Origin of the sequence: Parasphingorhabdus sp. (assembly GCF_036963805.1) — a bacterium.
Classification (GTDB): Bacteria; Pseudomonadota; Alphaproteobacteria; order Sphingomonadales; family Sphingomonadaceae; genus Parasphingorhabdus.
Genome location: NZ_JBALUN010000003.1, coordinates 216,604 through 242,509, shown reverse-complemented (window position 1 = coordinate 242,509; position 25,906 = coordinate 216,604). Strand labels below are relative to the sequence as shown.

Sequence of the window (25,906 nt, the reverse complement as noted above, 5' to 3'; positions counted from 1 at the left end):
GCGTTGATGAAGGTTTGGTCCAGAGATTTGGCCCAACCATTAAATATCAAGGGAGACTGATAATGCCACTTATGCCCGTAATCCGTCAGCATATTACTAAAATAATGGGGCTGTTTCTGGTGCTTGGTCTTGTCGCCTGCGCGACTGCCACGCCCTATCAGCCCAATCTCCATGGGCAGAAAGTCTCTGGTGGCTATTCGGACCGGCGTTTGGCCGATGACCATTATCGGGTCGAATTTGTGGGAAATATTTTTACCTCGCGCGACCGGGTAGAGGGCTATCTGCTTTACCGTGCAGCCGAGATTACGAACGAGAATGGCTATGATTGGTTCATGCTCATTGACCATCGAACCGAACGGGACCGGCGGACATATGTTGACCGGTCTCCGCGCTATGACCCTTGGTATGGGTCCGGCTATCTCTATTGGCAACCGCATTGGCGCTATTATCGCGGGAATTCCTGGACGATGTGGCACCCTCATGCCGGTCATGCGTTCTGGACCTATGATGTGGATGTCCGAACGGTTGAGAAGTTTGAAACGCAGGCTGAAATTAAACTGGGCAAGGGTAAGATGCCCGAAGATAGCCGGCGGGCATTTAATGCCCGACAGGTTCTGGTCGACCTTGGACCAACAATAGAGCTACCGAAAAATTGATATTTCCGTATGCTACCTTGTGGCAACTACGTAAAGACAGAGCGGATAGCGCGCTATATTTTGAGAGACGTTATTAAAGAAGGAGTAAAAGCGATGAATAAAGAAACAACGTTGACCAACCCCCAGCATGATCATGACTATCGTAGCCAGATCGCCGCCATTCGTCAGGACTTGGAAGGCTTGCAGGGCGATATTCGTACATTGCGGAACGAAATTGCCGAAGATGCATCGGAACGGATGAAGCAATATGCCGAACGAGCAACGGTGACGTTGAAAGAAAAAGGAGAGCTGTTGCGCGAACGCGGCGAACGTTTGCGCGAAGTCGGCGTGCAAAGAAAAGAAGCTATTGCCAGCGAAGTACAGCAACGTCCCCTTGCTAGCATCATCGCGGCAACAGGCGCCGGACTCGCAATCGGTGCTCTGGCTATGTGGGCCGGGAACGGGACTAAAATAACCGAAGAATAGCGGTCCGAGGAATGGACTTTATAGTATAGAGGAAGTGTGGTTGTCAGGGGGCGGGTAATTGTCAGCAAGGCTAGTGGAAGTTTTTGTTTCTGACGAGCATATTGCTCGGGCAGAAGCTATAATCCAGCGGCATTGCCGACGGTATTGGCAAGAGGCCGTCCCCGGTCCTAAAGAGAAATTTTCCTGTATCGTCCAGAAGCGCTATGTTGAACGGCTCTTTACTGAATTGGACCAAAATTTTGGCGGCATGCCGGACTTTTTGGCTATGGTGGTCGAGATTGAAGCCCTGTCCCCCCGTCTCGATGAAATAACAGAAAGCCGCCTACCGCTGGTTGACGGTGAAAAACCACCGACAAAAATGGAAGCTTTTTTTACCAGAGAGCGGATGAGTACGAATGAACTTTATGACGACATAGAGGATAGTCTGCGCCTTCGGCCCAATTACCTGCTGACGGTCATTCTTTCTGCTGTTATCGCAGCGCTTGGTATGCGCAGTGGCCAGACGGCGGTGGTGATCGGGGCCATGGTAATTGCGCCTTTGCTCGGCCCGACCATGGCTTTGGCTTTGGCTTCGACCACGGGTGACAAGATACTGGGAAAGCGGGCCATCACAACCTTAGGAGTAGGAATTGCAGCCGCTTTCCTGATAACGTTTCTGCTCGGAATGTTTATTTCCGTAGACCCCTCGGTGGCAGAACTGCGGAACCGCACCATCGTGCAGCCCGCTGATATTGCATTGGCGCTGGCTTCGGGCGCCGCTGGTGTATTGGCATTTACCCAAGGAGCATCGCTGGCGCTGGTCGGCGTGATGATTGCTGTTGCATTGGTACCGCCATTATCGGCAGCCGGTTTGTTCTTCGGCAGCGGACAGCCCGTCTTGGGCGCGCAGGCGCTATTTTTGCTCCTCACCAATTTGGTTTGCATCAACGTGGCCGGAATATTCACGTTTCTGGTTCAAGGGCTCCCGCCAAAGGACTGGCGTATGACCGGCGGCATCTTTGCGCTTTGGATGACTGTGTTGTTGCTGTTTATCGGACTGGTCGGCGGCTGGATCGCCTTTGGTCCGATTATGCCTCGTTAGCTCAAATCTGCGCCATCCGAGGCGGGAAATTCCGGGGGATACTCGGCCGGTGGTTCAGGCTGGAGCGGCGGGGTTTCCGTAGGTTCCGGAATATCTATCCGGTCCGGTTGTAGCGGCGGCGTTTCGGTTGGTTGCGGGACAGGAAATTCATCGGGTCGATCGGGGTTTTGTTGTGCAGACCTGTTCATCGGGGGTTCCTTCAGCATTTTAGACAATAACGTCTTCGCAGTGCTTTTGTTCCCCCGTGCCTCAATATGCTATCCGCAGATATACTGAAGTCAACGCTGTACCGGTTTTGTGACCGGTATATCGCTGGTCTCTGCTGCAAATCCGATCCGCAAGGCTTCTGCTAAGCTCCGAACGCGCAGTTTCTCCATCATATTGGCTCGATAAATCTCGACTGTGCGCGGAGAAATGCCGAGGTCATAGGCTATCGTCTTGTTGGGATATCCGGTCATTAGTCCGTCCAATACATCCCGTTCACGTCCGGTCAGACAGGCGAGCCGTACATTGGCTTCGGCCGATGCCATTTCTTTAACGTTGCTATTATCCAGCCGTTCGAAAGCCTCTTCCATTGCGGCAAGCAGCGCTTCTTTTTCATAAGGCTTTTCGAGAAAATTAATCGCTCCTGCCCGCATCGCCTGTACCGCGATTTCGACATCACCATGGCCGGTAAGGATGACGATCGGCATATCAATGCCTTGTTTCAGCATCTCTTGCTGTACTTCAAGCCCGTCCATTTCAGGCATTCGCACATCCAGCAGCACGCACCCGCGCTCAGCATTTTTGGCAAGTTTCAGAAAAGCGACACCCGATTCCACAGGCCGGACCTGAAACCCGGCATGGCGCAGCATGAAGGCGGCTGACCGGCGCACCGCATCGTCATCATCCACAACATAAACCAAATGGTCACTCGACATCTAATTTCTCCTCAGCTGCTTTTAACAGGATTATCCGAAAAATCGTTCCTCCTAGCGGATTTGGTTCTGCATTTATCGTCCCTTCATGAGCCTCGATTATAGTGCGGCAAATTGAAAGGCCAAGCCCCATACCGCTGCCTTTGGTCGTCGCAAAGGGATGAAAAAGCTGGTCCGCCATTTCCGGATCGATGCCGCTGCCTGTGTCGGAAATAGCAATTTCCACGCGCTTGTCCGGGATAGATTGAACGCTGATCTCCAGCTTTTTCTCAGCGCTGAATTCCATCGCCTCTATGGCGTTGCGCATCAGGTTGACCATCACTTGCTGGATCTGCACCCGGTCGGCGAAGACGTGATTGGTATCTGGATTAATATTGGTCGTACAGACTATGCCTTTATCATAGGCACCCACCAGCCCCAATGTCATGGCATCTTCGACTAGTTGGGCGATAGATAATATCTGCCGGTTGATCTCTCCCTTAGCGACAAATTCGCGCAGCCGCCGAACAATATTGCCCGCGCGCAAGCTTTCCGAAACGCTTTCTCGTAACGCTTCATGCAGGTGCGCCTCATTCCCTTCAACGCCCTGATCCATCATATCGCGTGCAGCGGAAAGATAATTGGCAATGGCGGTAAGAGGTTGATTAATTTCATGGGCCAGGGCTGAGGCCAAGCTGCCCACTGCGCTTAGGCGAGAGGCGTGCATGAGGTCGCCTTGCAAGGATTGCAGTTCGGCTGCGGTTCTTTGTTGCTCCGTCAAATCGACGATAAAGCCTGTGAATAGACACCGGTCACCAATTTTCGCTTCCCCGACATCAAGCTTTATCGGGAATATTGTGCCGTCTTTTTTGCAACCTTCCACCTTGCGTCCGATACCGATAATATGTTTTTCACCGGTACGAAGATAGCGTTCAAGATAACCGTCATGGGCTTCCTTATGCGGGGAAGGCATCAGTATGCTGACATTCTGACCCAATATTTCAGCCTCCCTATAACCGAATAATTTTTCGGCAGCGGTGCTGAAGGAGGTTATCAGCCCATGTTCGTCAATCACCACCATCGCATCGGGTACTGCGGCCAATATTGTTTGCAGGATCGAGCTTGATTGTTCCGCTGCCTCCAAAGCATCTTGCCATTCCGACACATCCCGGCAGGTAACTACAGCTGCATTAATCTCGCTATTTTTATCAGCCAGCGGTGCGAGGCAACAATCCATCAAGTGGTGCGTGCCGTCGACAGCGGTTATTTCAATCCGGAACGGCTTGTTCTTTTCTTGTTTCGCGCCGCTGAGAGCGGTTTTCAATGCATCCCGATAGGCATCTCGATAGGGCTGCGAAATCAGCGATATCGGCGCGCCTTCTGGCAGGTCATCGAAATGTTCCACACCTATCATCTTCAGCCCGGCTTTGTTCAGGTCGATAAGCTGGAAATTGCGGTCCACAATAGCAACGCATTCCGGAAGAGTCGCTAGCACTGCTTCGAGATAGTCCTGACGGTTAGCGTCCATGGTCAATTTTTGGTCATCCAGAAACGTCCTTATAAAATGCACCGGTCTAATTGCATGGAACAATACATGATTTTCCGGTCATTCCCATCTCCAAAGAAAAGCAAGAGCTACGCGGCAAATTGCTGGGGTGGGAAATACGTATAAACACGTAGGGGACACCACTGATTTTGTGGTGCGGGAAAAACTAATATTTCGGTGGGACGGGGGAATGGTCAGATCAGCTGCGCTATGAACCATAGAAAAAGGCAACCTGAGCCAGCTAAGATTATAACATAATAAGGTAATTTCTGCGCATGACACTCACGAAATCGACAAAAAAGCCCATTCTTCTTGCCACGGATATGACGGCACGCTGTGATCGCGCATTTGATCGTGCGTTGATGTTGGCCAAGCTATGGGGAACGCGTTTGATCGTGGTCCATGTGTTTGATCCCAGGCTTGCGAAAACAAAAGGATTGGTGCCGAAAGAAGTACGGGTGCAGCTGGAAGAGGAATTACCCGAAACCGATGTGGATGTGGAATTCATCATCGAAATGGGCCATGTCGGTGAGTGGGTGGTCGAGACAGCCAAGCGAGAGGGCTGCGGACTGATTGTAACGGGCGTTGCCCATTATGACGGGATTAGCGACATTTTCGTGGGATCGCCAGTTGACCATATTGTTCGTCACGCCGACGTTCCCGTGCTGATCGTGAAACGCAAGCCGATCAAACCCTATAGCAATATTTTAATCGCCACCGATTTTTCGGATTGTTCCCGGACAGCGTTGAACAGTGCAGCAGAAATGTTCCCGGATATAAACCTCCATCTCGTCCACGCCTATAACCTGCCCTATAGCGGCTGGCTGAAATCCGATCAGGTTGCAAAGGATATTGGTTCCGAGGAAGCAAAATTAATGGAACGGTTTTTGGCCCAGACAACGATCAGTAACGACACGTTCAAACGGCTGGAGACCTCCAATGAAAAGGGCGAACTGGGAGTGGTTTTGTTCAACAAGATCAAGGAAAAAAAATCCGACCTGATCGTGCTCGGAACACATGGTCGCACCGGTTTCATGCGCGCCAGCATGGGCAATAACGCGCGTGTCCTATTGGGCTGGCTCAAACAGGATGTGATGATGGTGCGCGATCCGAACTAACGCGAAATCAGCGATTAGGCCTTAGCCTTTATCGGCATATAACAGGCGTCCGGGGCCCAGTCGCTCTAGGATCAAGCCGAGATCTGTTTCGGCAAACGCAAAACAGCCCTGACTGCGGCCAAGCTTTCCATGTTGGCGAACCATCTGCTCATTAGCATACCACGCGCCGTGGATCACTATTGCACGATCATAAGCCATATCATTGCGCGACTCTAATCCCTCTAACCGGCGGGACTCGCCGTGCTTTCCGACATAGGTTGCTGCGGTCAAATAGCTGCCGCCCGAGGATGCCTCGGAACCGGGGACATTGGAAAATTGCTGCACCCAGCCGGTATGCTTTTTGTCAGATCCCTTGCCATGCGCCACCAGAAAGGAAGTAGTGCGCCCGTTCATCATATCGACGAGATGGAAGCGGGGCTTGGCGGAATGCAGCGTATAATCGGCAATTCCGATAATATCTCTGTGCGTTATAGTCGCGCTATGCGTTTCTAGCGCAGCTTTCGCTTTTGCGAGCAATTTGGGGTCAAGCAGCGATGGTGCTTTGGCGATGGCAGGCAATATCGGGAACAACAGCGAACCAACGCCACTGCCGAGACCAATTAAGCCTGTTTTCAATATGGTTCTGCGTTTCATCATAATATTATTCTACCAGAAATCCGCTATAAATGGGATTATGTAGATATACCTATTGTAGGAATGAACCGCACTCGAAACAAGGGGCAGATGAAAAAAGCCCTCCTGACTATCGCTAGCTTATTGACCATCGGAACGGCGTCTGCCCAGCCGGTGGAGCCGCCCCAATGGACCCCGGCGCAGGTGGTGCATTTGAAAGCGATGATCGATGATATGCCTGCCGAAGGGCTTTCTAATTGTAAGATTTCGAGCGATTTTGATATTATGGACGGACAGGCTGCGACCGACGCGGCAAAGGCTTTAGCCGATGCTTATCTTGAGGGATGTCTAAAAGGTCTCGACCGAGCGCAATGGCACATTAAGAGCGGGGATCATCTGATCGATAAAGACCGCTTGCTCCGACTGGCCTTGAGCCGGAATGAATTGGGCGTTTTGTTCAAAGCCTATAAGCCGCAAAACCCGCATTATCAGGCGCTGTTGTCAGCATTAGATAGTGAGAAAGACCCACAGAAGCGCGCGGTCATAAAGCTGAATATGGAACGGTGGCGCTGGATGCCGCTATATCTGGGTGACAGCTATCTTATTGTAAATGCAGCTAGTTTTGAAGTTACGCTGTGGAAGGACCATAAAAAACTCGGTGCTTGGCCGGTCATTGTCGGCAAGACAAAATCACCGACACCGATATTCAATACCAAGGTCAGCGGAGTGATTCTTAATCCTTGGTGGGAAATTCCGTCCTCAATCGTGGCAGAGGGTATCGGGTCGATGGTACGTAATCAACCCGCAACCGCGCGGCGCAAAGGCTATGTTCTTCAAAATGGCCGCTATCGCCAGCGACCGGGGCCGGGCAATGCATTGGGATTGATGAAGCTCATCATGCCGAACCCCTATTCGGTCTATCTGCATGATACGCCCAACCGCAAATTATTCGCGAACAGCGTCAGAAGCTATAGCCATGGCTGCGTAAGGGTTGGCGAGGCGGTAAATTTTGCTAAGACTTTGCTCGCTAATGATCAATCGGGCGAGGCTGTTGATGCGATTCTGGAGGCAGGTAAAACTACACCCATGATGATCAAAACCCCGATCCCGATTTATATCGCCTATTTCACCGCCGAGGGCAGCGATACGGGCGGGGTGACTTTCTATCCTGATATCTATGGGCGCGATGGCGATGCAGTCATCGAAATGGCATCAAACCAACAGTCCGAACAAGGTGTCTGCTATTCGTAATGACGGCTTAGAATAGCCTTAATGCGGAAAGCTCTCCAGCGCCCGTTCGAGAGCTTTTAGCATTTTTTCGCGATCCTGATCGGATGGTAACGCGCGAGCTTTTTGTTGCATTGTTGAGCGGAGTGCCGCGAGCCGTGAAGTCCAGTCACGCGGCGCAACCAATTGCTCAGCATCGCTGCGTGCTGGTGCTTGCAACCGGGCCTTTTTGTGGGGTTGCAATCCCCATTTCTCGCCAAGTTTTGGGATGATCGGTTCATGAGATTGCGGTGCCGCTGCCAAGTCGCTGGCAAGAGTTTCTAGTCCGTTTTTTTCGCCGTGGACGAGAAAAATGCTTCCGGTGATGGGCGTGCGATCTGCAATCCATTGGGTCAGGTCTTTCCGGTCGGCATGGTTGGAATAGCCATCCAAGATGGCGATGTCGGCATTGACGATTACATCATGGCCAGACATCCGCACCTGTTTCGTCCCACCGGTCAGGACATTACCCAAGGTTCCGGCAACTTGAAAACCGGTGAACAAAACCCGGGACTGTCGCCGCGGCAGGTTGCGCATAAGATGGTGACGGATTCTTCCGCCCTCACACATGCCCGACCCTGCGATAATAACCGCCCCGGTCATCTTGTTCAGCTGCTTGGATTCCGCGACAGACTGGATGAACCGGATATTGGGACGTTTTAGCAGCTCTGCTCCATTGTCGCGATATTTGAGCACGGCCCGCGTCACTTTTTCGGCAAGCGGTGCATCAAGAAATACATTCACCAGCGGCAATCGGCCCGCGTCAAATAAGGCAAGCATGTCTTCCAATATAACCTGCGTGCGTTCGACGGCGAAGGCTGGGATTAACAGGTTGCCGCCGGCTTTCAACGTCGTCTCTACATAGCCCGCGAGCGCTTCCCGGCGTTCGCTTATCAATGTGTCTGGTCGGTCCCTTGCGCCATAAGTTGCTTCGCAGACAATATGATCATATCCACCGAGTTCCTGGTCAGTGCAATGTATGGCCGAGCCAGAGCCGATGTCGCCGGATATCAGTAATCGCTGCCCAGCGATGTTAATCTCCACCGAAGCAGAACCCATGATATGGCGCGCATTCCAAAAGCGGAAGGTGACGCCATTGCCCAAATCCACTTGCTCACAATAGGCAGCGGTGGCGATGTTTTTCATGAGTTCCGTGACATCCGGACCGGTATAAAGCGGAGTGAACGGGGGAAGCCCCGCACGGTCTGCGCGCCGATTGCGCCGCTCCGCAGACGCGGCTTGCAGCTTGGCTGAATCGAGCAAAAGCGGTTTCAGTATATCGGCTGTAGGGGCCGTGCAGTAAGTCGGCGCCTTGCAGCCCCGGGCATAAAGGCAGGGTAGCCGCCCGCTATGATCGAGATGGGCGTGGGTCAGGATGATCGCATCAATTTTAGCGGGATCAAAAGGAAGCTTTTCGAAATTTAAATGTTCGAGCGAACGGGTGCCCTGAAACAAGCCGCAATCGAGCAGGATCGTCTTGCCTGCTCCGCTAATCTCGAAACAGCTTCCTGTGACTGTGCCAGCGGCACCGTGAAATATAATGCTTGCGCTATCGGCCAATATGCCCTCCCGAAAACTTAGCGGGATACGATCAGCGGTACCGGGCAATCCAGAAACAGGCTGCGTGTAACACCACCAAAGAGAAATTCGCGCGCCCGGCTATGGCCATAAGCCCCCATAACCAAATAGCTGGCTTTCAGGGCATCGATAGTTGATAGCAGTACCTCTTGGACAGACGGTTTTTTGGCCGACATACTGTGTATTTCAGACGTAATGCCATGACGCGACAGATATTCCGATGCGGCCAACGGGGGCAGATCGTGATCTTTATCTTCATCAACTGTGACGATATGTACCGCTGAAGCTAATTGGAGTAGGGGCACCGCCGCACGCAGCGCATTACCTGATTCAAAACTGCCGTTCCAAGCGACTATGGCGGTTCCGGTTGCATCGAATTTCTTCATATCGTCCGGCTGGACCAGTGCTGGCACCTGCGTATTGAATAGAACATCGCCCAATATGCCGACCGGCAAGACATTATTTCTGTCACCGCTGGCAGAGCTGAGAACCATGATGTCGGCGAGTGCTGAATGGCGTGCCAGACCGCGGGCCGGACTGGCATTGGCTTCTTCATAATCCCAAGGCACATCTTCGTCAGCCATGCGGCCTTCAATATAACTACGTAATTTCTCATCGGCTTCGCGGGTCAATTTCGCGACATCATAGACGACCGACATGCCGGTCACGCCGTCAAAGGCCATTTGCGGATTATAGGGATTGGCGCGGAGACAATTGAGATGCCCGCCAATGGCGCGGGTCAAATCCAGCGCTGCCTGAAGCCTTGCCTCTAAGCCGGTATCATCGTTGATATAGAGCAGCACGGATTTCATGATTTTTCTCCTGATTTTTGACGATCTTCCTTTTGAATATCATCAATGAAAAACTTTATGCCTATCATGTCCCGCTCTGTATCAGGGATGTTACGGAGCGGTCGTTTATCTTTCTGAGCCGCGTTAGCGATGCAATTTATGGTGCTTTTCCAGTATTTTTTTTACCAACTTCAGGGGTCGCAGGACTTTGCCACTGGAAAGCCGCGACCAGTTCCATCAAGGCTTCTTGTGCCGGTACATCCAGTTCGTGCGGATAGGATGCGATCAGCCGAGCATCCCAATAACCATAATCAATCGCGGTCAAGCTCACATGCCATGGTACTTGATTTTTTTGTCCGTCAAATATGCCCTGATATGCAGGTAGATCGCTGCGACCAGAGATGAAATAATCGCCTTCCGATTCAATCGACGCGCTGGAATAATGGGACATGACAGTTGGCTTAAAAATCCGATAATGATCGCGTGCGGTCAATTCCTCCAGATGGACGACAGCAATGTCGACAAAAATTGGCTGTTCTCCAAGCAACCGTTCATAACGGATCTGAAAATTGTCGCCGGAGAAATCTGTTGTCATCTCGCATAAGCGTTCGAAACCCGAAACCTCGGCGGGAAAAACAAATCCGCTTTCTTTATGAACGATGGCAGAGCCTCCCTTATAAGGAGCGAAGGGATCGAAAAGCGGTTCAGCGCCGACCAAACATTCGGCCACCGCTGGCGTGCTGGCGAAGCATAAAAGGCCCGCGCCGATCAAAAGACTACGAGAAAATTGCGTACGAAAAAGCATGTTTATGCTCCGTTATTCGTGGCAACTGATCACCCGAAAGGGTAGTTTGCTGCCATCGGTTTCTGTGATTGTCAGATATTCACCAATTTTGATTGGATGATTTTGCAGTCCGAATATTACTTCATCATCATCATCACCAACCCTATAGGAAAAGGCCCAACCTTTGCCGCCTTCTTCTGTGTCTGTGGTAATTACGACGCCGCTTTGATCCTGCTCGCCGGGCCAAAAGCGCCGGACGACTGGTCGCTTTTCGGCGTCGTGGAGCGCTTGTGGTTCGATTAATCCAGCATCGTCCAGCGGCACACGAAAGACATAAGCATGGGCTGGTGATCCATTAGGATGTTCAGCGGTTCGCGCCAGTTCAAGGCGTATTGTTTTCCAGGTCATGACCGGTATTTGGCGGGAGAACTCTTGCAGCGCGATACGCAATATTGCGTAGTTGGCGTATTTAGATCTGGTGGATCAGCATTCATACATCGACGGCATGTTTGGCGCGGCCTTCTGGTTACTATCACAGTGATCTGTCACAGTGATCTGGCTAAAAGCTGATTGAGCCCCAATCAGGTATAGTAGGCCACGCTTTGCATGCCGGTTGCAATTAATTTCCGGTCGCTGTTCCAAATGCTCATAAACTGGCTGCTGGCTCCATGATCGGCATGATGGGTTTGCGAGTCGATGAGCCACCACCCGTCCGTTGTTTCAGGATGATCCGCGATAATATTGATCTGCCAGTTCATCGAGCTGACCATCGCATTTTTGTCGAGCAAGCCCATGATCGAAGGCGGCAGGCTATCGCCCGTGCATAAAATTTCCGCAATCGGGTCCAGACCTTCACGGTCTTTCAGGCGCATCCATCGCGTCAGACGATTGGTTTTGACGTTTGTGTCTATACGCTTGCCGACAAATTCCATTTTTGATGTAAAAAACTGCTCTGGCCCGCTGCGCAGATCCTCCGTTCGCGGCAAATCTGGAAAGTCCGGCTCAGGCATTTGGTGGGTACGAATGTCGGTTTCTCGCTGGCTTGCAAAGATGAAATTGCAATGAAGGCCCAGCCCTTTGTCGCCGAATAGTTCGGATTGAACAAAGGCAGTGTTGCGTCCGCGTCGAAGCATTTTTGTTTGTGCGGTCAGCGTCCCAAATAATGGCCCGGTAAATCCAATTTGTGCCGAACGTAGTCCGGGCAGATCCACTTCTATATGACTAGCTGCATGATAGGCCATTGCTGTTGAGAGTCCGCCGAAAGCGGTTCGCCCCTGAGTCCAGCCTTGGGGCAGGGTGATCGGATTTGCATCCCCACCGGGTCCGCATTGCTTCAAAAGCGTGGCTAATATCGTGGTTTCATCCGTCTTATCGGGCATCTTATCGTTCATTAATGCAACTTATCGCGGTCACAGGTCGAAATCTACTAATAGATTGAAGCTGAGATTTACATAATTGGCAATTTGGTCTATTGGAAGCGTAGGATTATCAATCTCTTACTAGGAGATATTTCAAATGAGTTACAACAGCACCCTTACTCGCGCGGATCTATCTGATACGATGAATCGACAGGTTGGCCTGTCCCGTGCGGACAGCGCCGTGATGGTGGAATCGATCCTCGACCATATGATCAATGCCTTGATCGATGGCGAGAATGTCAAGATTTCAGGCTTTGGCACCTTTGTCTTGCGCGATAAGGGAGAGCGCACCGGCCGCAACCCGAAAACGGGTATAGAAGTGCCGATCGCGCCGCGCCGGGTGCTCACTTTTCGGGCCAGCCAGACTATGCGCGACCGTATTATCGCGGCCGGGTAATTTGAAAAGTCGAGTAGCAGTATGACAAAAGATAGCGGCGCGTTCCGAACTATTGGGGAGTTGTCCAAAGAGCTGAATATCAAGCCGCATATTTTGCGCTATTGGGAAGACCAATTTGGAATGCTCCAGCCGCTGAAGCGCGCTGGTTCGCGCCGTCATTATCGGCCTGAAGATGTCGAAATGGTTAGGACGATCAACCGCCTGCTCAATGAAGATGGCTATACGATCAAGGGTGCGCGCAAATTTCTGGCATCGCGAAATAAACAGGCGGCAGCGCCGGCGGCTCCAGAAGTTTCTGCGCCTCTAGCTGGTACCAGTAGCAATGAGAATCCCAGTAGTAAGAATGATCACGGTGTGCTGATCAGAGAGCTTAAATTGGTCCGTGATCAATTGTCGAACGCGCTCAGTCAAGCTTAGGCGAATACGCCCACATCACGTTCAATCGTTTAATACGTTAATCGCGGTATGGACCCGGTGGCGAATATCTTCGCGCTCCAGACCGGGCTCAATCTCGTCCTGCACTGCATAGGTGATCACACCGCTTTTTTGAATGAATGTATCGCGCGGAGAGACAATGCCGCTGTTGAGCGCCACTGGTACCAAAGGCAGTCCCATCAGCTTGTATATGCCGGCAAAGCCGGTTTGTAATTCTGGCCGCTCGCCATGACGAGCACGGCTTCCTTCGGCGAAAATCACAATGGGGCGACCGTCCGCGACTGCACCTTTGGCTTGCTTAATAATCTGGCGCATAGCAGCCCCGCCGCCATTGCGGTCGATACCCAGAAGTCCGTGCCGCTTGGCTATCCAGCCCCAAAGCGGAATTACCAACAGCTCTTTCTTGGCAATAACCACGGGTTTGTCAAAAAGCCGCAACAGGTCAATCGTCTCAAACATGCTTTCATGTTTAAATACATAAAGCAGTGGTTCGTTGCGAATTTCACCCTTGACCTCGACCCGGATACCCAAAATGAAACGGGCACAGAAATAATGATATCCGCTCCATACCTTTGCCATAAAATGCGTGCCGGATTCCGAAAATACCGCAACGATGAAGGACAAAATGATGATCGGTGTTGATCCTCCATAGAATATGAGAAGGAATAACATCGAGCGGATCGCGGCTAACATATTTAAACCCCTGCCAAGGCCGCTAAGCGGCGCATGAGATATTTGTTATATTCTTTGAATAACGTGCCGAGAGCAGGCGCACTGGCGACTGCATCAGGAATAATCGTTATATTTTCCGGCACGGCCCGTTCCAGCTCCAGTTGCGCGCGCCGCATATGCCAATCGGACGTGACAAGCCGCAAGGACGTGTCTTCCCGCCCAGCCGCCCAGCGCGCTGTTTCCAGTGCATTGGACCGGGTATCGACCGCTTGGAATCCCAATTCTATGCAACATTCAAACAGGCTGTCAGGGCGACCATATTCGACCGCCAGCTCGTGGGGTTTAACATCCCGATCGACGCCGGATATCAGGAGATATTTTGCCTTTTTCGCTTCCAATAGTTCCAGTGCATGACCGATCCGGTGAGGGCCACCAGTGAGGACGACGACGGAATCCGTTCGGATATTATCGGCCGCGGGGCGCGGTAAATCAATCGCAAACCAGGCAAAACCGATCATCCAAAAAAGCAGCATAAAACAGAAGAAACGCAGGATCATAAAATGTGACTACAATATTTTTTTCAGCGCGCCCATGACTGTCATTCGCGCAGTCACCATGGCAAGGATCATTCCCAATATCGGAATGGCAACGATTATCAACCAGCTATACCAGGATAGACCGAACGATTGGGTCAGTCCCGAACCCAGATCAGCAAGCTGGCTGCCGAGTAGCAGGATGATAATCGTTCCGCAGATCATTCCCAATATCCCGCCCAAAAGCGCATCCAGTGCGATTCTTCGCTGAAATAAACGGCTGATTTGCCGGTCAGTTCCGCCGAGCAGATGAATGACGCCAATGGTTTCGTTATGCGTATTGAGCGCTGCCCGGGACGCGATGATCACCGCTGCCGCTGTGGCCATCGCAAGCAAGGCCACGAGACCAAAGGCAATCCACTGGAGCGATCGGACCAGTGCTATTACCGGCGCTATTAGGCCGCTGCTAGGCTCTACACGGCTTTTATCGGAAAGCGGAGCAATGGCGGCGCGCAGCACTTTTAGTTCTTTCTCACCAGCCGGCCGCACTAGTTTCAGGTCAATAAGTGCGGGCAGGGGAATATCTTCAAACATTCCGTCCGTGGTGGACCCATTCTGCGCACCTTCTGTTTGGCCTAACCATGGCGCGATCAGGTCTTCAATCTCTTGAGCAGGCAATACCCGGACTTCTTCGACAAGCGCCATCCCGCGCAGGCGGGCCGCCACATCATTGGTTTGCTGCGCTTTAATGGTAGCGTCTGCCTCAATGATCTGAACCGTTGCGCGGCTGGACAGCTGATTTGAAACATCTCGTCCTGCTTCGGCAAAAGCCAAGCCCATTGCGGCGGCCAATACGGTTAGAAAAATCATGATCGCTATAACCCAAGGCATAGGACCAGACAGGCGTCCTTCCGGTATCAGGCGGCGATCATGGCCGGGAATGACGAACAGGTTGAGCATCAGATTATTATTGAGCTCTATCGCGGGGCAGGGGCGGGTTACGCAAGGATCCGGTGGGATCGGACAGGGTTCCTTTTTCGAGTTTCATCATTTGTGCCCCCGGAACTTTGCTGAGCAGGTGAATATCGTGGGTAGCAACGACGATAGTAGTGCCCAATGTATTCAATGCTTCAAATAATTGCAGCAGGCGAATGGCCATTTCGGGGTCGACATTGCCGGTGGGTTCATCTGCGACCAATATTTCTGGCCGGCCGATAACGGCGCGTGCAATGGCAACGCGTTGCTGCTCTCCGCCTGACAGCGTGGCCGGACGGGCATCTGCGCGATCACCAAGACCGACCCAGTCCAACATTTCGGCAACAGGCGTGGCTAGATCCTTTTCTTTTACGCCCGCGACGCGCAGCGGCAGGGCGATATTGTCAAAGGCGGATAAATGCGGGACCAGCCGGAAATCTTGAAACACCACACCGATACGCCGCCGGAAACCCGGCAACCGTTCCCGCGACATCGTCACAGCATCTTCACCAAATAGACGCACCAGCCCGCGACTGGGCCGCTGTGCGAGATAGAGGAGTTTCAGGAGTGAAGTTTTGCCTGCACCCGATGCACCGGTCAGGAAATAGAAACTGCCCGGATAGAGTGTGAAACTGAGGTCGGAAAGCGTCTCTCCGCCCGCTCCATAGCGAAGACCAACATTTTCAAATTGAACAATTTCATTCATCGTGATGTTTCATATCGCTAGATCGGGTTGGAAGGCAGTAGATTTGCTTGCTTCAATAGGACGTTACCTGCTTTGAAATCAACTGCTGCTTGTTAAGCTGCCTATGTGATCGGGACGAAAACGTGAAAATAATGGCACTTGTCTCAAAAGCATGAACCCCAGACTTGCAGTTTCATGGATTGGCGTGTTTAGAAGGACATCATGATTTTGAATTGTCCGGCCTGTAAAACACGTTATCTCGTACCCGACAGTGCGATCGGCCCAACCGGCCGTTCTGTGCGCTGTGCTTCCTGTCGCCACAGCTGGTTTCAGGATCCGGCCCCGCTGGAACCTATCGAAACGCCGCAACCGGTTGAACAACCTTCGACGGAAGTTGTGTCGGTGCCTCTTGCCAAGGCACCAGAGGCGTCCCCGGTAGCACCCACTATGGCACCCGCCTCTGTTGTTACACCGGCCTATGTTTCGGAAACCAGCAGCTTTGCGCATGAACCTCCGTTCAAGCCGCGCCGCAATCCTGCGAAATTGTGGACCATGGCAGCGGTTGCATTTGCGATTCTGGTTATCCTTATCGGGGGAGCACTTTATGCATTTGGGACGCCAAACTGGTTTCAAAGCTACCAGATGGCATCAGTGGATGACACGCCCCTATTGATTGAGTTGAGCCAGAAGCAGGATCGCCGGACATTACCCGATGGCACTGAATATTTCGCAGCCAGTGGAACGATAATCAATCCGACCGATACCGAGCAATCGGTTCCGCCCATGCTCGTCATCCTGCGTGATGCCAGTGGCCGGATCGTCTATAGCTGGAAAATGAAAGCGCCGACAAAAGCACTTACGCCGGGGGCTAAAATCAACTTCAACGAAGCGAAGCTGGATGTGCCGCGTGCTGCGAGTCAGTTAGAAGTGGGCTGGGCAGAAACCACGCGCAAATAGCGCATAGGTCCCGCATGATAGCTAGTGGAACTCGGTAACCGCGATATTCGCTTGGCCGTCCACTATGATTTGTCCTTGCGTTCTTTCCAATCGGCTATGTGATGGCAGGTACGTATCTTCGCTCCGGGCCTCAGCGCCAAAGCGTAGGATCTCTCCGCTGATGATGCGGGCAGAAACCGTCACTTGTGTTCGTGTAGCTATTTGTTGTCCCTGGTCCGCAGCGGCGGGAGCGCTAGAGATCAGGATCGCGGTGCCGAAGGCGAAGGAGAGTAGCTGATTCTTCATGGGCCAAGGAAAACCCTCCAATCTGCCATCCGACAAGGTAAATAGAAGGTTAACAGCTGCATTTTCTATCCTCTCCCTACATAAAACGGAAAGAACAGGACAAACTGTATGAGAAGGGGACAATTTTTAGCAAACTGTTAATCGAACACAGCTAAAACGTCGTATGCAACAATATCTGTTGCGGGGTTATCCTCCCTTTGCTAATGGCCTGCGCCTACCAAGGGTCAATGGCCCGGTTCTAATGACAAGTGCGGTCGTGGCGGAATTGGTAGACGCGCAGCGTTGAGGTCGCTGTGGGATTAATATCCCGTGGAAGTTCGAGTCTTCTCGACCGCACCAGACAGTCTTTAAGTGTCGGCCCAAATCGATAAATTATATGCCGCAGGACTAGCCCCACTTTCGCCGCGATCCTGTCGGATTGTAGGTGATCGAGTGTGGCGAGAGACTGGTGCGGAACAGGCAAAGCATGCGTGCAATAGCCCAAACTCTCCGCGCATAAAAAACGTCTCAATGGGCGGGTGGCGGTGATAGCGCTGATGCGAGTGCTTTTTTCTGATGAAAGGCCCAGAATAACCGTTGAAAGCGCAGGCCGACGCTCAATCCCTCAAGGTATCACCCCGGTCGCTCAGATAAGCGCCGGTTGCGGCGATGCGAGCCCGGGCCTCCTCTTCAGCAGCAAGCGTTTTTGCGGTAGTATTTTGCACGTCATCCTCAGTTACCCGCGCGGTGAGTACATCCCAGCACGTGACTGCAACCTTGTCATTGTCGATATACGGACATTCCGCGAGGCTAGGAGAAGTGCGCCATGCTTCACGTGCCCCGTCATCGGCAAGGCGGAAAATGCCTATGTGGTCGTACTGGGGGGCGAGCCGGATGAACTACCTGCTGCTGAATTGGATGACGCTGTCAACGCATGGACCGACATCATTGGGCAGCGTTCACCGACAGCCCTCGCGCTTGCTAAGCGTTCATTCAATGCTGATAGCGATAATATTCGCGGTATCAGCCAAATGGCGCTGAATGCAGTGAAGCTTTTCTATGACACAGATGAATCCAAAGAAGGCGTTAACGCTTTCACTGAAAAGCGTGCACCTGACTTCCACAAATATGTGAAATAAGCGGCAAGGGGCGAGAATATGGAGAATAAGGCACAATAGCATGATAGGCCAGAGCCTCGCCCCTGCTAATTTATCACGTGACCTCGCCGCGCTTTTGCCCGGCGGGCTAACGCTGGTTTCCTCCTGTTCGGCGGAGTCCGGCATACTCGCCGATGCAGTTGAAAATGGCGGCGAAGATATTGCTCCCTCTACTTTTAGCGGGATATTCGTACCCGGCCTGAACCGCCGGACGTACCTGGCTAATAGTCGCTCCAAAATACTCAGCTTTTTTATGACGCCAGAGCTAAAGGCCCATAGCAACCAAGTTGATTTTTTGCCGCTCTGCTATCAGGATATATTAGCTTATTATCGCGAGCATAAGCCGCAGGCCGCCCTCTTCATGTGCAGCCCACCCGATAAAAATGGCCAGTGTAGCTTTGGCACCGAAACCGCTTTTATCGCAGAGTTGTGGCGCGATATTCCGGTGCGTATTGCACATATAAACCCGCTAATGCCGTGGACAACTGGCGATGCGGGCATCCCATTTAGCGAATTGACTGCTTATGTGGAGGCCGAGCAAGAACTGTTCGGTATGCCAGCAGGCAAGGCGGACGCGACTTCTACCGCAATAGCGAACCATATCGCGCCTTACATACCCGATGGCGCAACCTTGCAAACGGGCCTTGGCAAGATACCCGATGCGGTGCTCGATGCGCTACATCATCGCAAAGACCTATATCTTCACACTGGCCTGATGGGTGATGCGGCGTTACGCCTCGTACAATCGGGGGCGATGGCGAGCGGACAAAGCGCGACCATAGGCGTGGCAATAGGTAGTGCGGACCTTTATGCCGGCTTGGGGCATGAAGCCTTTCAGTTTCGCCCAATATCCGTAACCCACGGTCTTGCGAGCTTGGGCGCAATAGATGGGCTCATCACGATAAATTCGGCGCTGGAAGTCGATCTCTATGGTCAAGTTTATGCTGAACTCACCCCAAAAGGCTTTATGTCCGGCCCTGGTGGTGCGAGCGATTTTGCACGCGGCGCACGCATGGGCGAGGGCGGCCTGCGGATCATCGCTTTTCCCGCAGGCGCGGCTAACGGAACCATCAGCCGCATCATCGCGCCGCAAGAGGCCACCGGTCCAGTGTCGCTAGGCCGTATGGATGTGGATATCATCGTCACCGAATATGGCGTGGCGGATCTGCGCGGCAAAAGCTATGAAGCGCGAGCACAGGCGCTGATCGCCATAGCGGCACCAGAACATAAAGACGTCTTGAAACAAGCATGGGCTACCCTGTCGGCTCGCTTTTAACGCATATAGGAGAGAGAAAATGGCTAATAAGAAAGTCATCATCAGTTGCGCAATTACCGGCTCTATTCACACGCCGAGCATGTCGGAATATCTGCCTGTCACAGCGCAGGAAATATCGGATAGCGCAATAGGCGCGGCAGAGGCAGGCGCGGCGATTGTTCATCTTCACGCGCGTAACCCCGAAGATGGCCGCCCCGATCAAAGCCCCGAAGCCTTTGAACCTTTCCTGCGTACCATCAAGCAACAGAGCAATGTTGTGGTAAACCTGACCACCGGTGGTTCACCTTATATGCCGGTAGAAGAACGCGTGCAGCCGGCTGCCCATTGGAAGCCAGAGGTCGCCAGCCTCAACATGGGCTCTATGAATTTTGGCCTATTCCCGATGCTAGAGCGTTATAAAGAGTTCAAGCATCAGTGGGAGCCGGACATGCTGGAGGGCAGTCATGATCTCGTTTTCCGCAACAGCTTTAAAGACATACGCTATGCGCTCGAAACATTGAATGAAACCGGCGCGCGCTATGAGTTTGAATGCTATGATACCAGCCATTTGCACAACCTGAATTACTTCTACCAAGAAGGCCTCGTCAAAGGGCCCTTGTTCATTCAGACTTGCTTTGGGTTGCTCGGCGGCATTGGCGGTCACCCGGAAGAAGTGATGCATATGAAGCGTACAGCGGATCGTCTTTTTGGCGATAATTACCGTTGGTCGGTGCTCGGCGCGGGACGTAACCAAATGCCGATAGCAGCCATGGCTGCGGCCAATGGCGGTCATGTGCGCGTGGGGCTGGAGGATAATCTCTGGCTCGACAAAGGAGCGCTTGCCAAAACAAACGCCGAGCAAGTGGTTCGTGTGCGTAAGATAATCGAAGGACTGGGCCTAGAAATCGCAAGCGCCGACGAAGCCCGCGATATCTTGGAACTTAAGGGCGCGGACGCGGTAGGATTTTAAATATGACCAACACTCTGCCAAAGACCGAGCAGTTCCGTATCGAACTTCAGGGTAACGGGCTTGTTCACCTGATATTTGATTGCCCGACCCGCAGCATGAATGTTTTTTCCAACGCCGCCATTCATGAACTCGGTGCCTTTGCGGCATGGCTGAAAGACGCGGATGTTAAAGGCGTGGTGTTGCGATCTAGCAAAGACAATGCCTTTTGCGCAGGCGCGGATTTGACTGAATTAGGCGTAGCCTATGATATGATAGTCGCGTCGCGGGCCAATGATCGCTTTGATATTGCCTACAACCATTTCTTCCCACTTAGCCACGCTATTCGTAAGCTTGAAACAGCAGGAAAGCCGGTTGCAGCAGCCATTGGCGGCATAGCGCTAGGCGGTGGGTGTGAGCTGACAATGGGCGCGCATTATCGGGTAGCCGTGGACAGTCCAAAGGTCTTTCTTGGTTTACCTGAATCCGCCGTGGGCCTGTTACCCGGCGCAGGCGGCACGCAGCGAATGCCGCGCCTAGTGGGATTGGAGATCGCTCTTGACGTGTTACTACGCGGACGCAATTTAAGCGGTCAAGACGCAAAAAAGGCTGGTCTTATCGACGAGCTGGTGAACGCTGGTGAAGAAGTGGCCGCTGCTGAACGCTGGCTCTTGTCAGATGCCGCCCACGCCGTTCAGCCATGGGACCGCGCGGATTATGTCCCCGCCCTTCATGCTGAAGCCGCACCAATACTCGCAGCTAATAGAAAAGGTGAACTTACCCGCATGCTTGGGCATGAGCCTGCACCCCTGGCGATATTAGATTGTGTCGAATTGGGCTATATGCAGCCGATGGATGGCGCTATCCGTTCGGAAATGTCAGTCTTTGCGCGGCTCATTCAACGAAGTGAAGCACGCAACATGATCCAGACGCTCTTCCTTGCCAAACAAGCCTATGATCGCGCCAAACGCAAAGACGCATTCAGTTCTGCCACCACAGCGGCAATCTCAGAGATTAGCAGCGCGATAGAATCCCAAAGCGCCGACAATAGAGCGCTTGCTGCTGCCGGATTCACCAAAACCGGGATGGGTATGCCCGCTCCCGTGCAAGATCGGGTTGCACCGGACTATTGGATAAAATGCAGCGCAGATCCACTCGCTCTCAAAGCACAACAATCGATAGACGCAATAAAGGGCGTAGCAGCAAAACATGCGGGCGGACTGTCAGAAGAAGAACAGGCCATAATAAATTACGCCGCAACTTTGGCTGGCTATCCGGTCTATCTGGAAGGTGTGATGACTGGGAAATAAGCAAGCACAAACCAAGAGCAGTTCCGTTTTAATACCGCATTATAGCAATGCTGTTATGAAGGGGTACCTAGTTGGTAAGACAGGTTCGCTGCAGGCTATATCGCGCGGCAGTCTCTCTTCACAGAGCGGCTAATTATAATCTGGGCCTAATTCGGGGTCGAGGTCACGCGGCCGCGTGAAGCGGTTTAATTTTCCGCAGTCGTCTTTAATGTCGGTCCAGTTTTCAATATCCAGACTAAGCTCGGCCAAGGCAGCGGTTGGATATTTAATCTCGACCGAGCCACGGGCTTCGGATGATCCGTCGTTGGGAACCAGATCGAAAATCAAATCCTCTAGGCCGGGATTGTGGCCGACCATCAAGATATGCTCTGCCTCAGCGCCAGCACTCCGCAAGACATCCATCAAAGTTACCGATGATGCGAGATAGATTTTGCGGTCCCATATTGGTTCAAAAGACAGGCCGCTGGCGGGCTCGACCTGTTCCAATGTTTCGATAACCCGGACGGCGGGTGAAGCGAGTATCTGATCGAAGGCAAGGCCATTGCGTTTTATAAATTTGCCAATGGTGGTCGCGGCGCGCTTGCCTTTTTCATTAAGCGGCCGGTCAAAATCGCGCGTAACCGGGTCGTCCCAGCTCGATTTGGCGTGCCGCAAAAGTGTCAGTCTCTTCATATATTGCCCGATTTATCTCGTATTTTGTCCCTCAGCGCAGCGTCATGCCCGAAAGATAAGTCAGGGGAAAGACTGGATTGCACAGTTTTGGTTTTAGCCGCCTTTATTTCTTCCAGCGCCCGTTCCAGCGGCATTCTTTCTATCGGTGTTCCTCGCGGAAAAGCGGATAGCAGGCGGGATGGAAATGCGGATGACAAGATGATAAAATGCCCATGGTCATCCGCGCGGCGAATGATGCGGCCAAAGGCTTGGGCGAGCCGGGCGCGAATGATCCGGTCATCATAGGCGCTGCCACCGCCCGCCAGTCGCCGCGCTTTATGGAGGATGTCAGGGCGTGGCCATGGAACCGACTCCATCACGACAAGACGCAGGCTCCGTCCGGGTACATCGACGCCGTCGCGTAAGGCATCGGTGCCGAGCAGGCTCGCCTTGGAATCATCGCGGAAAATATCCACCAAAGTGCCGGTATCAATCGGATCGACATGCTGGGCGTAAATCGGAAGCCCGCTTTGCGCCATCCGGTCGGCAATCCGCGCATATACGGTGCGCAGCCGCCGGATCGCGGTGAACAGTCCTAATGTCCCGCCGCCGGAGGCTTCGATCAGTTGCGCATAGGCACCGGCGAGCGCAGCCATATCACCGCGCTTCACATCGGTGACGATGATGACTTTGGCTTGCTCCGCATAATTAAACGGACTGGGCACTTCAAATTCCTGAACCGCTTGATCCAGATGGACCGCACCGCTGCGTGCCCGCGCGGTTTCCCAATCACCACCGCCTTTTAGCGTGGCCGATGTAATCATCAGCCCGTGGGCCTGTTTGGTAACAACCTCTGTCACTGGAATAGTGGGATCAAGCCAGTGGCGGCAGATGCCGATATCATATTCGCGGCCTTCGATCCGGTCGATCATCAACCAGTCGACAAAATCGGGATCAGCCGGCCCGCCAATACGGGACAGCAAAGCCAGCCATCCCGATAATGTATCGCAGCGCCAGCCAAGGCTCGACAATGCCCCTTCCATCCGCGCGCGCGCCGGAGCATCCATCCAGTCAGGGCCTTCCTCGATCAGATGCTCGATCCGCTGGCCCAGCCGGACCAAGGGCTTGAGCAACGCGTCCATGGCCTGCGCCGCATTGGCGACAGCATCGATCATCGGGCCTTCGACATCGGTCAGTTCTGTCTCCAGCCCATAGCCCGCATCCGCGCTTTGACTTTCGTCGCGGGCGAATACCATATGGCGCACTTCGCCAAGCAAGGCTTCGACGGGACCAAATGGCTCACTTTCGGCTAATCGCTGTATCCAGCCATCACTCGGTAAGGATTCGGCGGCATGGCGCGCGCTTTCAATCGCACGGCCGCCTTCATCGTCATAAGAGGCTAAGTCGGCAAGCCGCGCGGCGAGGCCCCGCCGACGGCCGCGATTTTTGCTTTCCGGCCCAATCACCCAGCGGCGTATCTCGATGGTTTCCTGACCTGAAAGCCTTGCTGCGAACATGGAATCGGCGGCATCGAACAGATGATGACCCTCGTCAAAGATCAAACGGGTTGGCGCATTTTGTTGTTCGCGCCCGCGCGCGGCATTGACCATGACAAGCGCATGATTGGCGATGACAATATCGGCCTGTTGGCTTGCACGGGTGGACTTTTCGATGAAGCATTTCCGGTAATGGGGGCAGCCTGCATAGACGCATTCCCCGCGCCGGTCGGTGAGCGCGGTCGCTCCGTTGCGGCGGAACAAAGTGGTCAGCCAGCCGGGTAAATCACCACCGACCATGTCGCCATCTTTGGAATAGGCCGCCCAACGCGCGACCAAATGCGCAAGGATCGCCGCTCGTCCGGCAAATCCGCCTTGTAAGGCGTCTTCGAGATTCAGCAGGCAGAGATAATTTTCACGGCCCTTTCGCACGACCACTTTTTTGCGGAAAGTTTCTTCATCGGGATAAATGCGCCGGGTTTCACGATCGAGTTGCCGCTGCAAGGCCTTTGTAAACGTCGAGATCCAGACAGCGCCCCCAGCCTCTGCCGACCAAAGGGATGCGGGTGCGAGATAGCCCAAGGTTTTTCCAATGCCCGTGCCTGCCTCGGCCAGCAACATATTGGGCACGCCCTTCGTCCGGCGGGGATTGAATATTTTCGAGACCGCAGCGGCGTAGCTTTTTTGGCCTGCACGTTCTTCCGATCCCTGACCGGTCAGCGTATTTAGCTGCGCCAAGGTTGCGCCTTCGTCCATGATTACAGGGCGAGGAGCTGGGCGCGGGGTTTCGTCTTCCCATTCATCGAGTTTTGAAAATAGCCAGCGTTCGGCTTCGGCGGGTTGTTTGATACGCTTGGAAACTTCTCCTGCCCAAGGCCAGCGCAGCCGGTAGAGAGCTTGTGCGCTGCTCCACGCGCCTTCGCGTTCCCGCCAGTGGCCCGCTTGCAATCCTGCCAGCAAATGACTGGCCGCTTCGCGGTAAAGCTGTGCAATGTCTGCTTCCTGTTCTGCGGGGTCAAGGCCCAATGTCTTGGCTAGACCCGCAGGGGTGGGAACCACAAATTGCGCCGGATGGATGAATGCAAATAGTTCCAGCAGATCAAGGCCGGACAGGTCAGGATAGCCCAACCGCTGACCCATGAGCGGCGCGTTGAGCAGGATATGCGGTGTTTCCGCGACGCAGCCAATCGCTTCGCCCTTGCCAATGGCGCGGGACACGCCATTGCTGTCGCAAATCCAGATGCCACTATGGCTGGCATGGAGTGCGGGAAAAGGGAGAGTCTGTTGGTTCAATCTATCAACTTGCTGCTATTGCGATCCGATAAGTGCGACGCCGGTAAAATAGCGATGCGCACCAAATAAAACAGCGTAAAGCACGAGCGCTATGACAATGCTCAACATCTCGCGGCCAATACTCGCCGTTTCAGATGGCTTTTGCCAAGCCCCTTCGTTGCGGGATACAGTAAAAATAGAGATGAGCGCCCAAAGTCCTAGGCCACCGAAAAGAACAACCGAACGGCTGTCACCATTAGCCAGCAAATGGCCCACAGCCCAAACAAGCATACCGGTAAGCATCGGATGACGAATCCACTGTTTTATCCGGGATTTTCCCTGGGCAGCACCAAATAGAAAAATCGAAAATACCATCAGCAACATGTTCAAATGTCGGCCCCACACCGGCGGGTCATAGACAAATTCATACTCCGCAGTACGCCAGCCATAGATCATCAGCGCTAGGGCGCTGACTATGAGCAACGCGACCAACCCTTGATGCGGACCCGCACCAATCTTGCCGCGAATGCTGGTTCTCAGGCCGGGAGCGACCGATTTGACCAGATGTACTATGCTCCAAAGCAATATGCCCGCGATCAATGCACCCATTTGAATCTCCTGCTTTTCTGCTGTTCTAACTTGCTATAGACGGTAATGCTATTATTGGCCCAGAACCAAGCAAAATAAACG

At 53.0% G+C, this 25,906-nt stretch carries 29 protein-coding genes and 1 tRNA gene; 13 read left to right on the top strand and 17 right to left on the bottom strand.

All coding sequences use genetic code 11. From position 1 onward, the window contains the following. Positions 1-62 precede the first annotated feature (62 nt). The 3 genes from V7676_RS11140 to V7676_RS11130 all read left to right on the top strand — a co-directional run bounded on the left by V7676_RS11140 (position 63) and on the right by V7676_RS11130 (position 2,202). On the top strand, positions 63-656 hold the full coding sequence (locus V7676_RS11140) for a CC0125/CC1285 family lipoprotein (protein WP_335659781.1): 594 nt from the start codon (positions 63-65) through the stop codon (positions 654-656). A 93-nt stretch (positions 657-749) separates the two neighbouring features. Further along, positions 750-1,121 (top strand): hypothetical protein, encoded by a 372-nt coding sequence (locus tag V7676_RS11135; RefSeq protein WP_335659780.1) that lies wholly within the window; start codon positions 750-752, stop codon positions 1,119-1,121. Positions 1,122-1,179: 58 nt separating this feature from the next. Continuing rightward, a complete protein-coding gene (locus V7676_RS11130) occupies positions 1,180-2,202 on the top strand; it encodes a TIGR00341 family protein (RefSeq protein WP_335659779.1) in 1,023 nt (340 codons plus the stop codon). On the opposite strand, the gene V7676_RS11125 is transcribed toward V7676_RS11130, so the two are convergent. From V7676_RS11125 to V7676_RS11115, 3 genes are all read right to left on the bottom strand, one after another. After that, entirely contained in the window at positions 2,199-2,390 is a 192-nt protein-coding gene (locus V7676_RS11125; protein WP_335659778.1) for a hypothetical protein, read from the bottom strand. The genes V7676_RS11130 and V7676_RS11125 overlap by 4 nt on opposite strands. A gap of 90 nt (positions 2,391-2,480) precedes the next feature. Beyond that, entirely contained in the window at positions 2,481-3,122 is a 642-nt protein-coding gene (locus V7676_RS11120) for a response regulator transcription factor (RefSeq protein ID WP_335659777.1), read from the bottom strand. Continuing rightward, complete coding sequence (locus V7676_RS11115; protein WP_335659884.1) at positions 3,112-4,626, bottom strand: PAS domain-containing sensor histidine kinase; 1,515 nt, start codon at positions 4,624-4,626, stop codon at positions 3,112-3,114. The genes V7676_RS11120 and V7676_RS11115 overlap by 11 nt, the downstream gene beginning before the upstream one ends. A gap of 293 nt (positions 4,627-4,919) precedes the next feature. Between V7676_RS11115 and V7676_RS11110 the strand changes: the two genes are divergently transcribed. After that, a complete protein-coding gene (locus tag V7676_RS11110) occupies positions 4,920-5,762 on the top strand; it encodes a universal stress protein (protein WP_335659776.1) in 843 nt (280 codons plus the stop codon). Between the two features lie 21 nt (positions 5,763-5,783). On the opposite strand, the gene V7676_RS11105 is transcribed toward V7676_RS11110, so the two are convergent. Then, on the bottom strand, positions 5,784-6,398 hold the full coding sequence (locus V7676_RS11105) for a murein L,D-transpeptidase catalytic domain family protein (RefSeq protein WP_335659775.1): 615 nt from the start codon (positions 6,396-6,398) through the stop codon (positions 5,784-5,786). 87 nt (positions 6,399-6,485) lie between these two features. Between V7676_RS11105 and V7676_RS11100 the strand changes: the two genes are divergently transcribed. Continuing rightward, a complete protein-coding gene (locus V7676_RS11100) occupies positions 6,486-7,625 on the top strand; it encodes a L,D-transpeptidase family protein (protein ID WP_335659774.1) in 1,140 nt (379 codons plus the stop codon). Positions 7,626-7,643: 18 nt separating this feature from the next. Here V7676_RS11100 and V7676_RS11095 read toward each other — a convergent pair whose 3' ends face one another. The 5 genes from V7676_RS11095 to V7676_RS11075 all read right to left on the bottom strand — a co-directional run bounded on the left by V7676_RS11095 (position 7,644) and on the right by V7676_RS11075 (position 12,184). Then, on the bottom strand, positions 7,644-9,200 hold the full coding sequence (locus tag V7676_RS11095) for an MBL fold metallo-hydrolase (RefSeq protein WP_335659773.1): 1,557 nt from the start codon (positions 9,198-9,200) through the stop codon (positions 7,644-7,646). Between the two features lie 17 nt (positions 9,201-9,217). Then, positions 9,218-10,030: a universal stress protein gene (locus V7676_RS11090; protein WP_335659772.1), complete on the bottom strand. Its 813-nt coding sequence runs from the start codon at positions 10,028-10,030 to the stop codon at positions 9,218-9,220. A 136-nt stretch (positions 10,031-10,166) separates the two neighbouring features. After that, complete coding sequence (locus V7676_RS11085; protein ID WP_335659771.1) at positions 10,167-10,814, bottom strand: hypothetical protein; 648 nt, start codon at positions 10,812-10,814, stop codon at positions 10,167-10,169. Positions 10,815-10,826: 12 nt separating this feature from the next. Next, positions 10,827-11,201 carry a hypothetical protein gene (locus V7676_RS11080; RefSeq protein WP_335659770.1) on the bottom strand — a complete coding sequence of 125 codons (375 nt, stop codon included), beginning with the start codon at positions 11,199-11,201 and terminating at the stop codon, positions 10,827-10,829. Between the two features lie 173 nt (positions 11,202-11,374). Further along, the gene (locus tag V7676_RS11075; protein WP_335659769.1) at positions 11,375-12,184 is read right to left on the bottom strand and encodes a thioesterase family protein; all 810 of its coding nucleotides are present in this window, start codon (positions 12,182-12,184) and stop codon (positions 11,375-11,377) included. A 124-nt stretch (positions 12,185-12,308) separates the two neighbouring features. Here V7676_RS11075 and V7676_RS11070 point away from each other — a divergent pair, with 124 nt between their 5' ends. Both V7676_RS11070 and V7676_RS11065 read left to right on the top strand, forming a co-directional pair. Further along, complete coding sequence (locus tag V7676_RS11070) at positions 12,309-12,608, top strand: integration host factor subunit alpha (RefSeq protein WP_335659768.1); 300 nt, start codon at positions 12,309-12,311, stop codon at positions 12,606-12,608. A 21-nt stretch (positions 12,609-12,629) separates the two neighbouring features. Continuing rightward, positions 12,630-13,025, top strand: a complete 396-nt coding sequence (locus V7676_RS11065; RefSeq protein ID WP_335659767.1) for a MerR family transcriptional regulator — start codon at positions 12,630-12,632, stop codon at positions 13,023-13,025. A 21-nt stretch (positions 13,026-13,046) separates the two neighbouring features. Here the strand turns inward: V7676_RS11065 and V7676_RS11060 are convergent, their stop codons facing one another. The 4 genes from V7676_RS11060 to ftsE are packed head-to-tail and all read right to left on the bottom strand — an operon-like array spanning position 13,047 to position 15,929. Beyond that, a complete protein-coding gene (locus V7676_RS11060) occupies positions 13,047-13,736 on the bottom strand; it encodes a lysophospholipid acyltransferase family protein (RefSeq protein ID WP_335659766.1) in 690 nt (229 codons plus the stop codon). 2 nt (positions 13,737-13,738) lie between these two features. Continuing rightward, entirely contained in the window at positions 13,739-14,272 is a 534-nt protein-coding gene (locus V7676_RS11055) for a YdcF family protein (RefSeq protein ID WP_335659765.1), read from the bottom strand. A 9-nt stretch (positions 14,273-14,281) separates the two neighbouring features. Continuing rightward, positions 14,282-15,208 carry a cell division protein FtsX gene (locus V7676_RS11050; protein WP_335659764.1) on the bottom strand — a complete coding sequence of 309 codons (927 nt, stop codon included), beginning with the start codon at positions 15,206-15,208 and terminating at the stop codon, positions 14,282-14,284. A 7-nt stretch (positions 15,209-15,215) separates the two neighbouring features. Then, a complete protein-coding gene (gene ftsE / locus V7676_RS11045) occupies positions 15,216-15,929 on the bottom strand; it encodes a cell division ATP-binding protein FtsE (protein ID WP_335659763.1) in 714 nt (237 codons plus the stop codon). A gap of 201 nt (positions 15,930-16,130) precedes the next feature. On the opposite strand from ftsE, the gene V7676_RS11040 reads away from it, so the two are divergent. Next, the gene (locus V7676_RS11040) at positions 16,131-16,865 is read left to right on the top strand and encodes a zinc-ribbon domain-containing protein (RefSeq protein WP_335659762.1); all 735 of its coding nucleotides are present in this window, start codon (positions 16,131-16,133) and stop codon (positions 16,863-16,865) included. Positions 16,866-16,886: 21 nt separating this feature from the next. Here the strand turns inward: V7676_RS11040 and V7676_RS11035 are convergent, their stop codons facing one another. Next, a complete protein-coding gene (locus V7676_RS11035) occupies positions 16,887-17,150 on the bottom strand; it encodes a hypothetical protein (protein ID WP_335659761.1) in 264 nt (87 codons plus the stop codon). 250 nt (positions 17,151-17,400) lie between these two features. Here V7676_RS11035 and V7676_RS11030 point away from each other — a divergent pair. The 5 genes from V7676_RS11030 to V7676_RS11010 all read left to right on the top strand — a co-directional run bounded on the left by V7676_RS11030 (position 17,401) and on the right by V7676_RS11010 (position 21,797). Beyond that, positions 17,401-17,489 (top strand) — tRNA-Leu (locus V7676_RS11030). 185 nt (positions 17,490-17,674) lie between these two features. Next, positions 17,675-18,268: a hypothetical protein gene (locus V7676_RS11025; RefSeq protein ID WP_335659760.1), complete on the top strand. Its 594-nt coding sequence runs from the start codon at positions 17,675-17,677 to the stop codon at positions 18,266-18,268. A gap of 40 nt (positions 18,269-18,308) precedes the next feature. After that, positions 18,309-19,562 (top strand): acetyl-CoA hydrolase/transferase family protein, encoded by a 1,254-nt coding sequence (locus V7676_RS11020; protein WP_335659759.1) that lies wholly within the window; start codon positions 18,309-18,311, stop codon positions 19,560-19,562. 19 nt (positions 19,563-19,581) lie between these two features. Next, positions 19,582-20,511, top strand: coding sequence for a 3-keto-5-aminohexanoate cleavage protein (locus V7676_RS11015; RefSeq protein WP_335659758.1), 930 nt, complete (start codon positions 19,582-19,584; stop codon positions 20,509-20,511). 2 nt (positions 20,512-20,513) lie between these two features. After that, positions 20,514-21,797 (top strand): enoyl-CoA hydratase-related protein, encoded by a 1,284-nt coding sequence (locus V7676_RS11010; protein WP_335659757.1) that lies wholly within the window; start codon positions 20,514-20,516, stop codon positions 21,795-21,797. A gap of 129 nt (positions 21,798-21,926) precedes the next feature. Here V7676_RS11010 and V7676_RS11005 read toward each other — a convergent pair whose 3' ends face one another. Genes V7676_RS11005 through V7676_RS10995 form a run of 3 tightly spaced genes read right to left on the bottom strand, consistent with a single transcriptional unit; the run spans position 21,927 to position 25,825 of the window. Continuing rightward, the gene (locus V7676_RS11005) at positions 21,927-22,469 is read right to left on the bottom strand and encodes a SixA phosphatase family protein (protein ID WP_335659756.1); all 543 of its coding nucleotides are present in this window, start codon (positions 22,467-22,469) and stop codon (positions 21,927-21,929) included. After that, positions 22,466-25,237, bottom strand: coding sequence for an ATP-dependent DNA helicase (locus V7676_RS11000; RefSeq protein ID WP_335659755.1), 2,772 nt, complete (start codon positions 25,235-25,237; stop codon positions 22,466-22,468). Before V7676_RS11000 ends, V7676_RS11005 begins: the two co-directional genes overlap by 4 nt. A 15-nt stretch (positions 25,238-25,252) precedes the next feature. Continuing rightward, positions 25,253-25,825: an NnrU family protein gene (locus V7676_RS10995; protein WP_335659754.1), complete on the bottom strand. Its 573-nt coding sequence runs from the start codon at positions 25,823-25,825 to the stop codon at positions 25,253-25,255. Between the last annotated feature and the right edge of the window lie 81 nt (positions 25,826-25,906).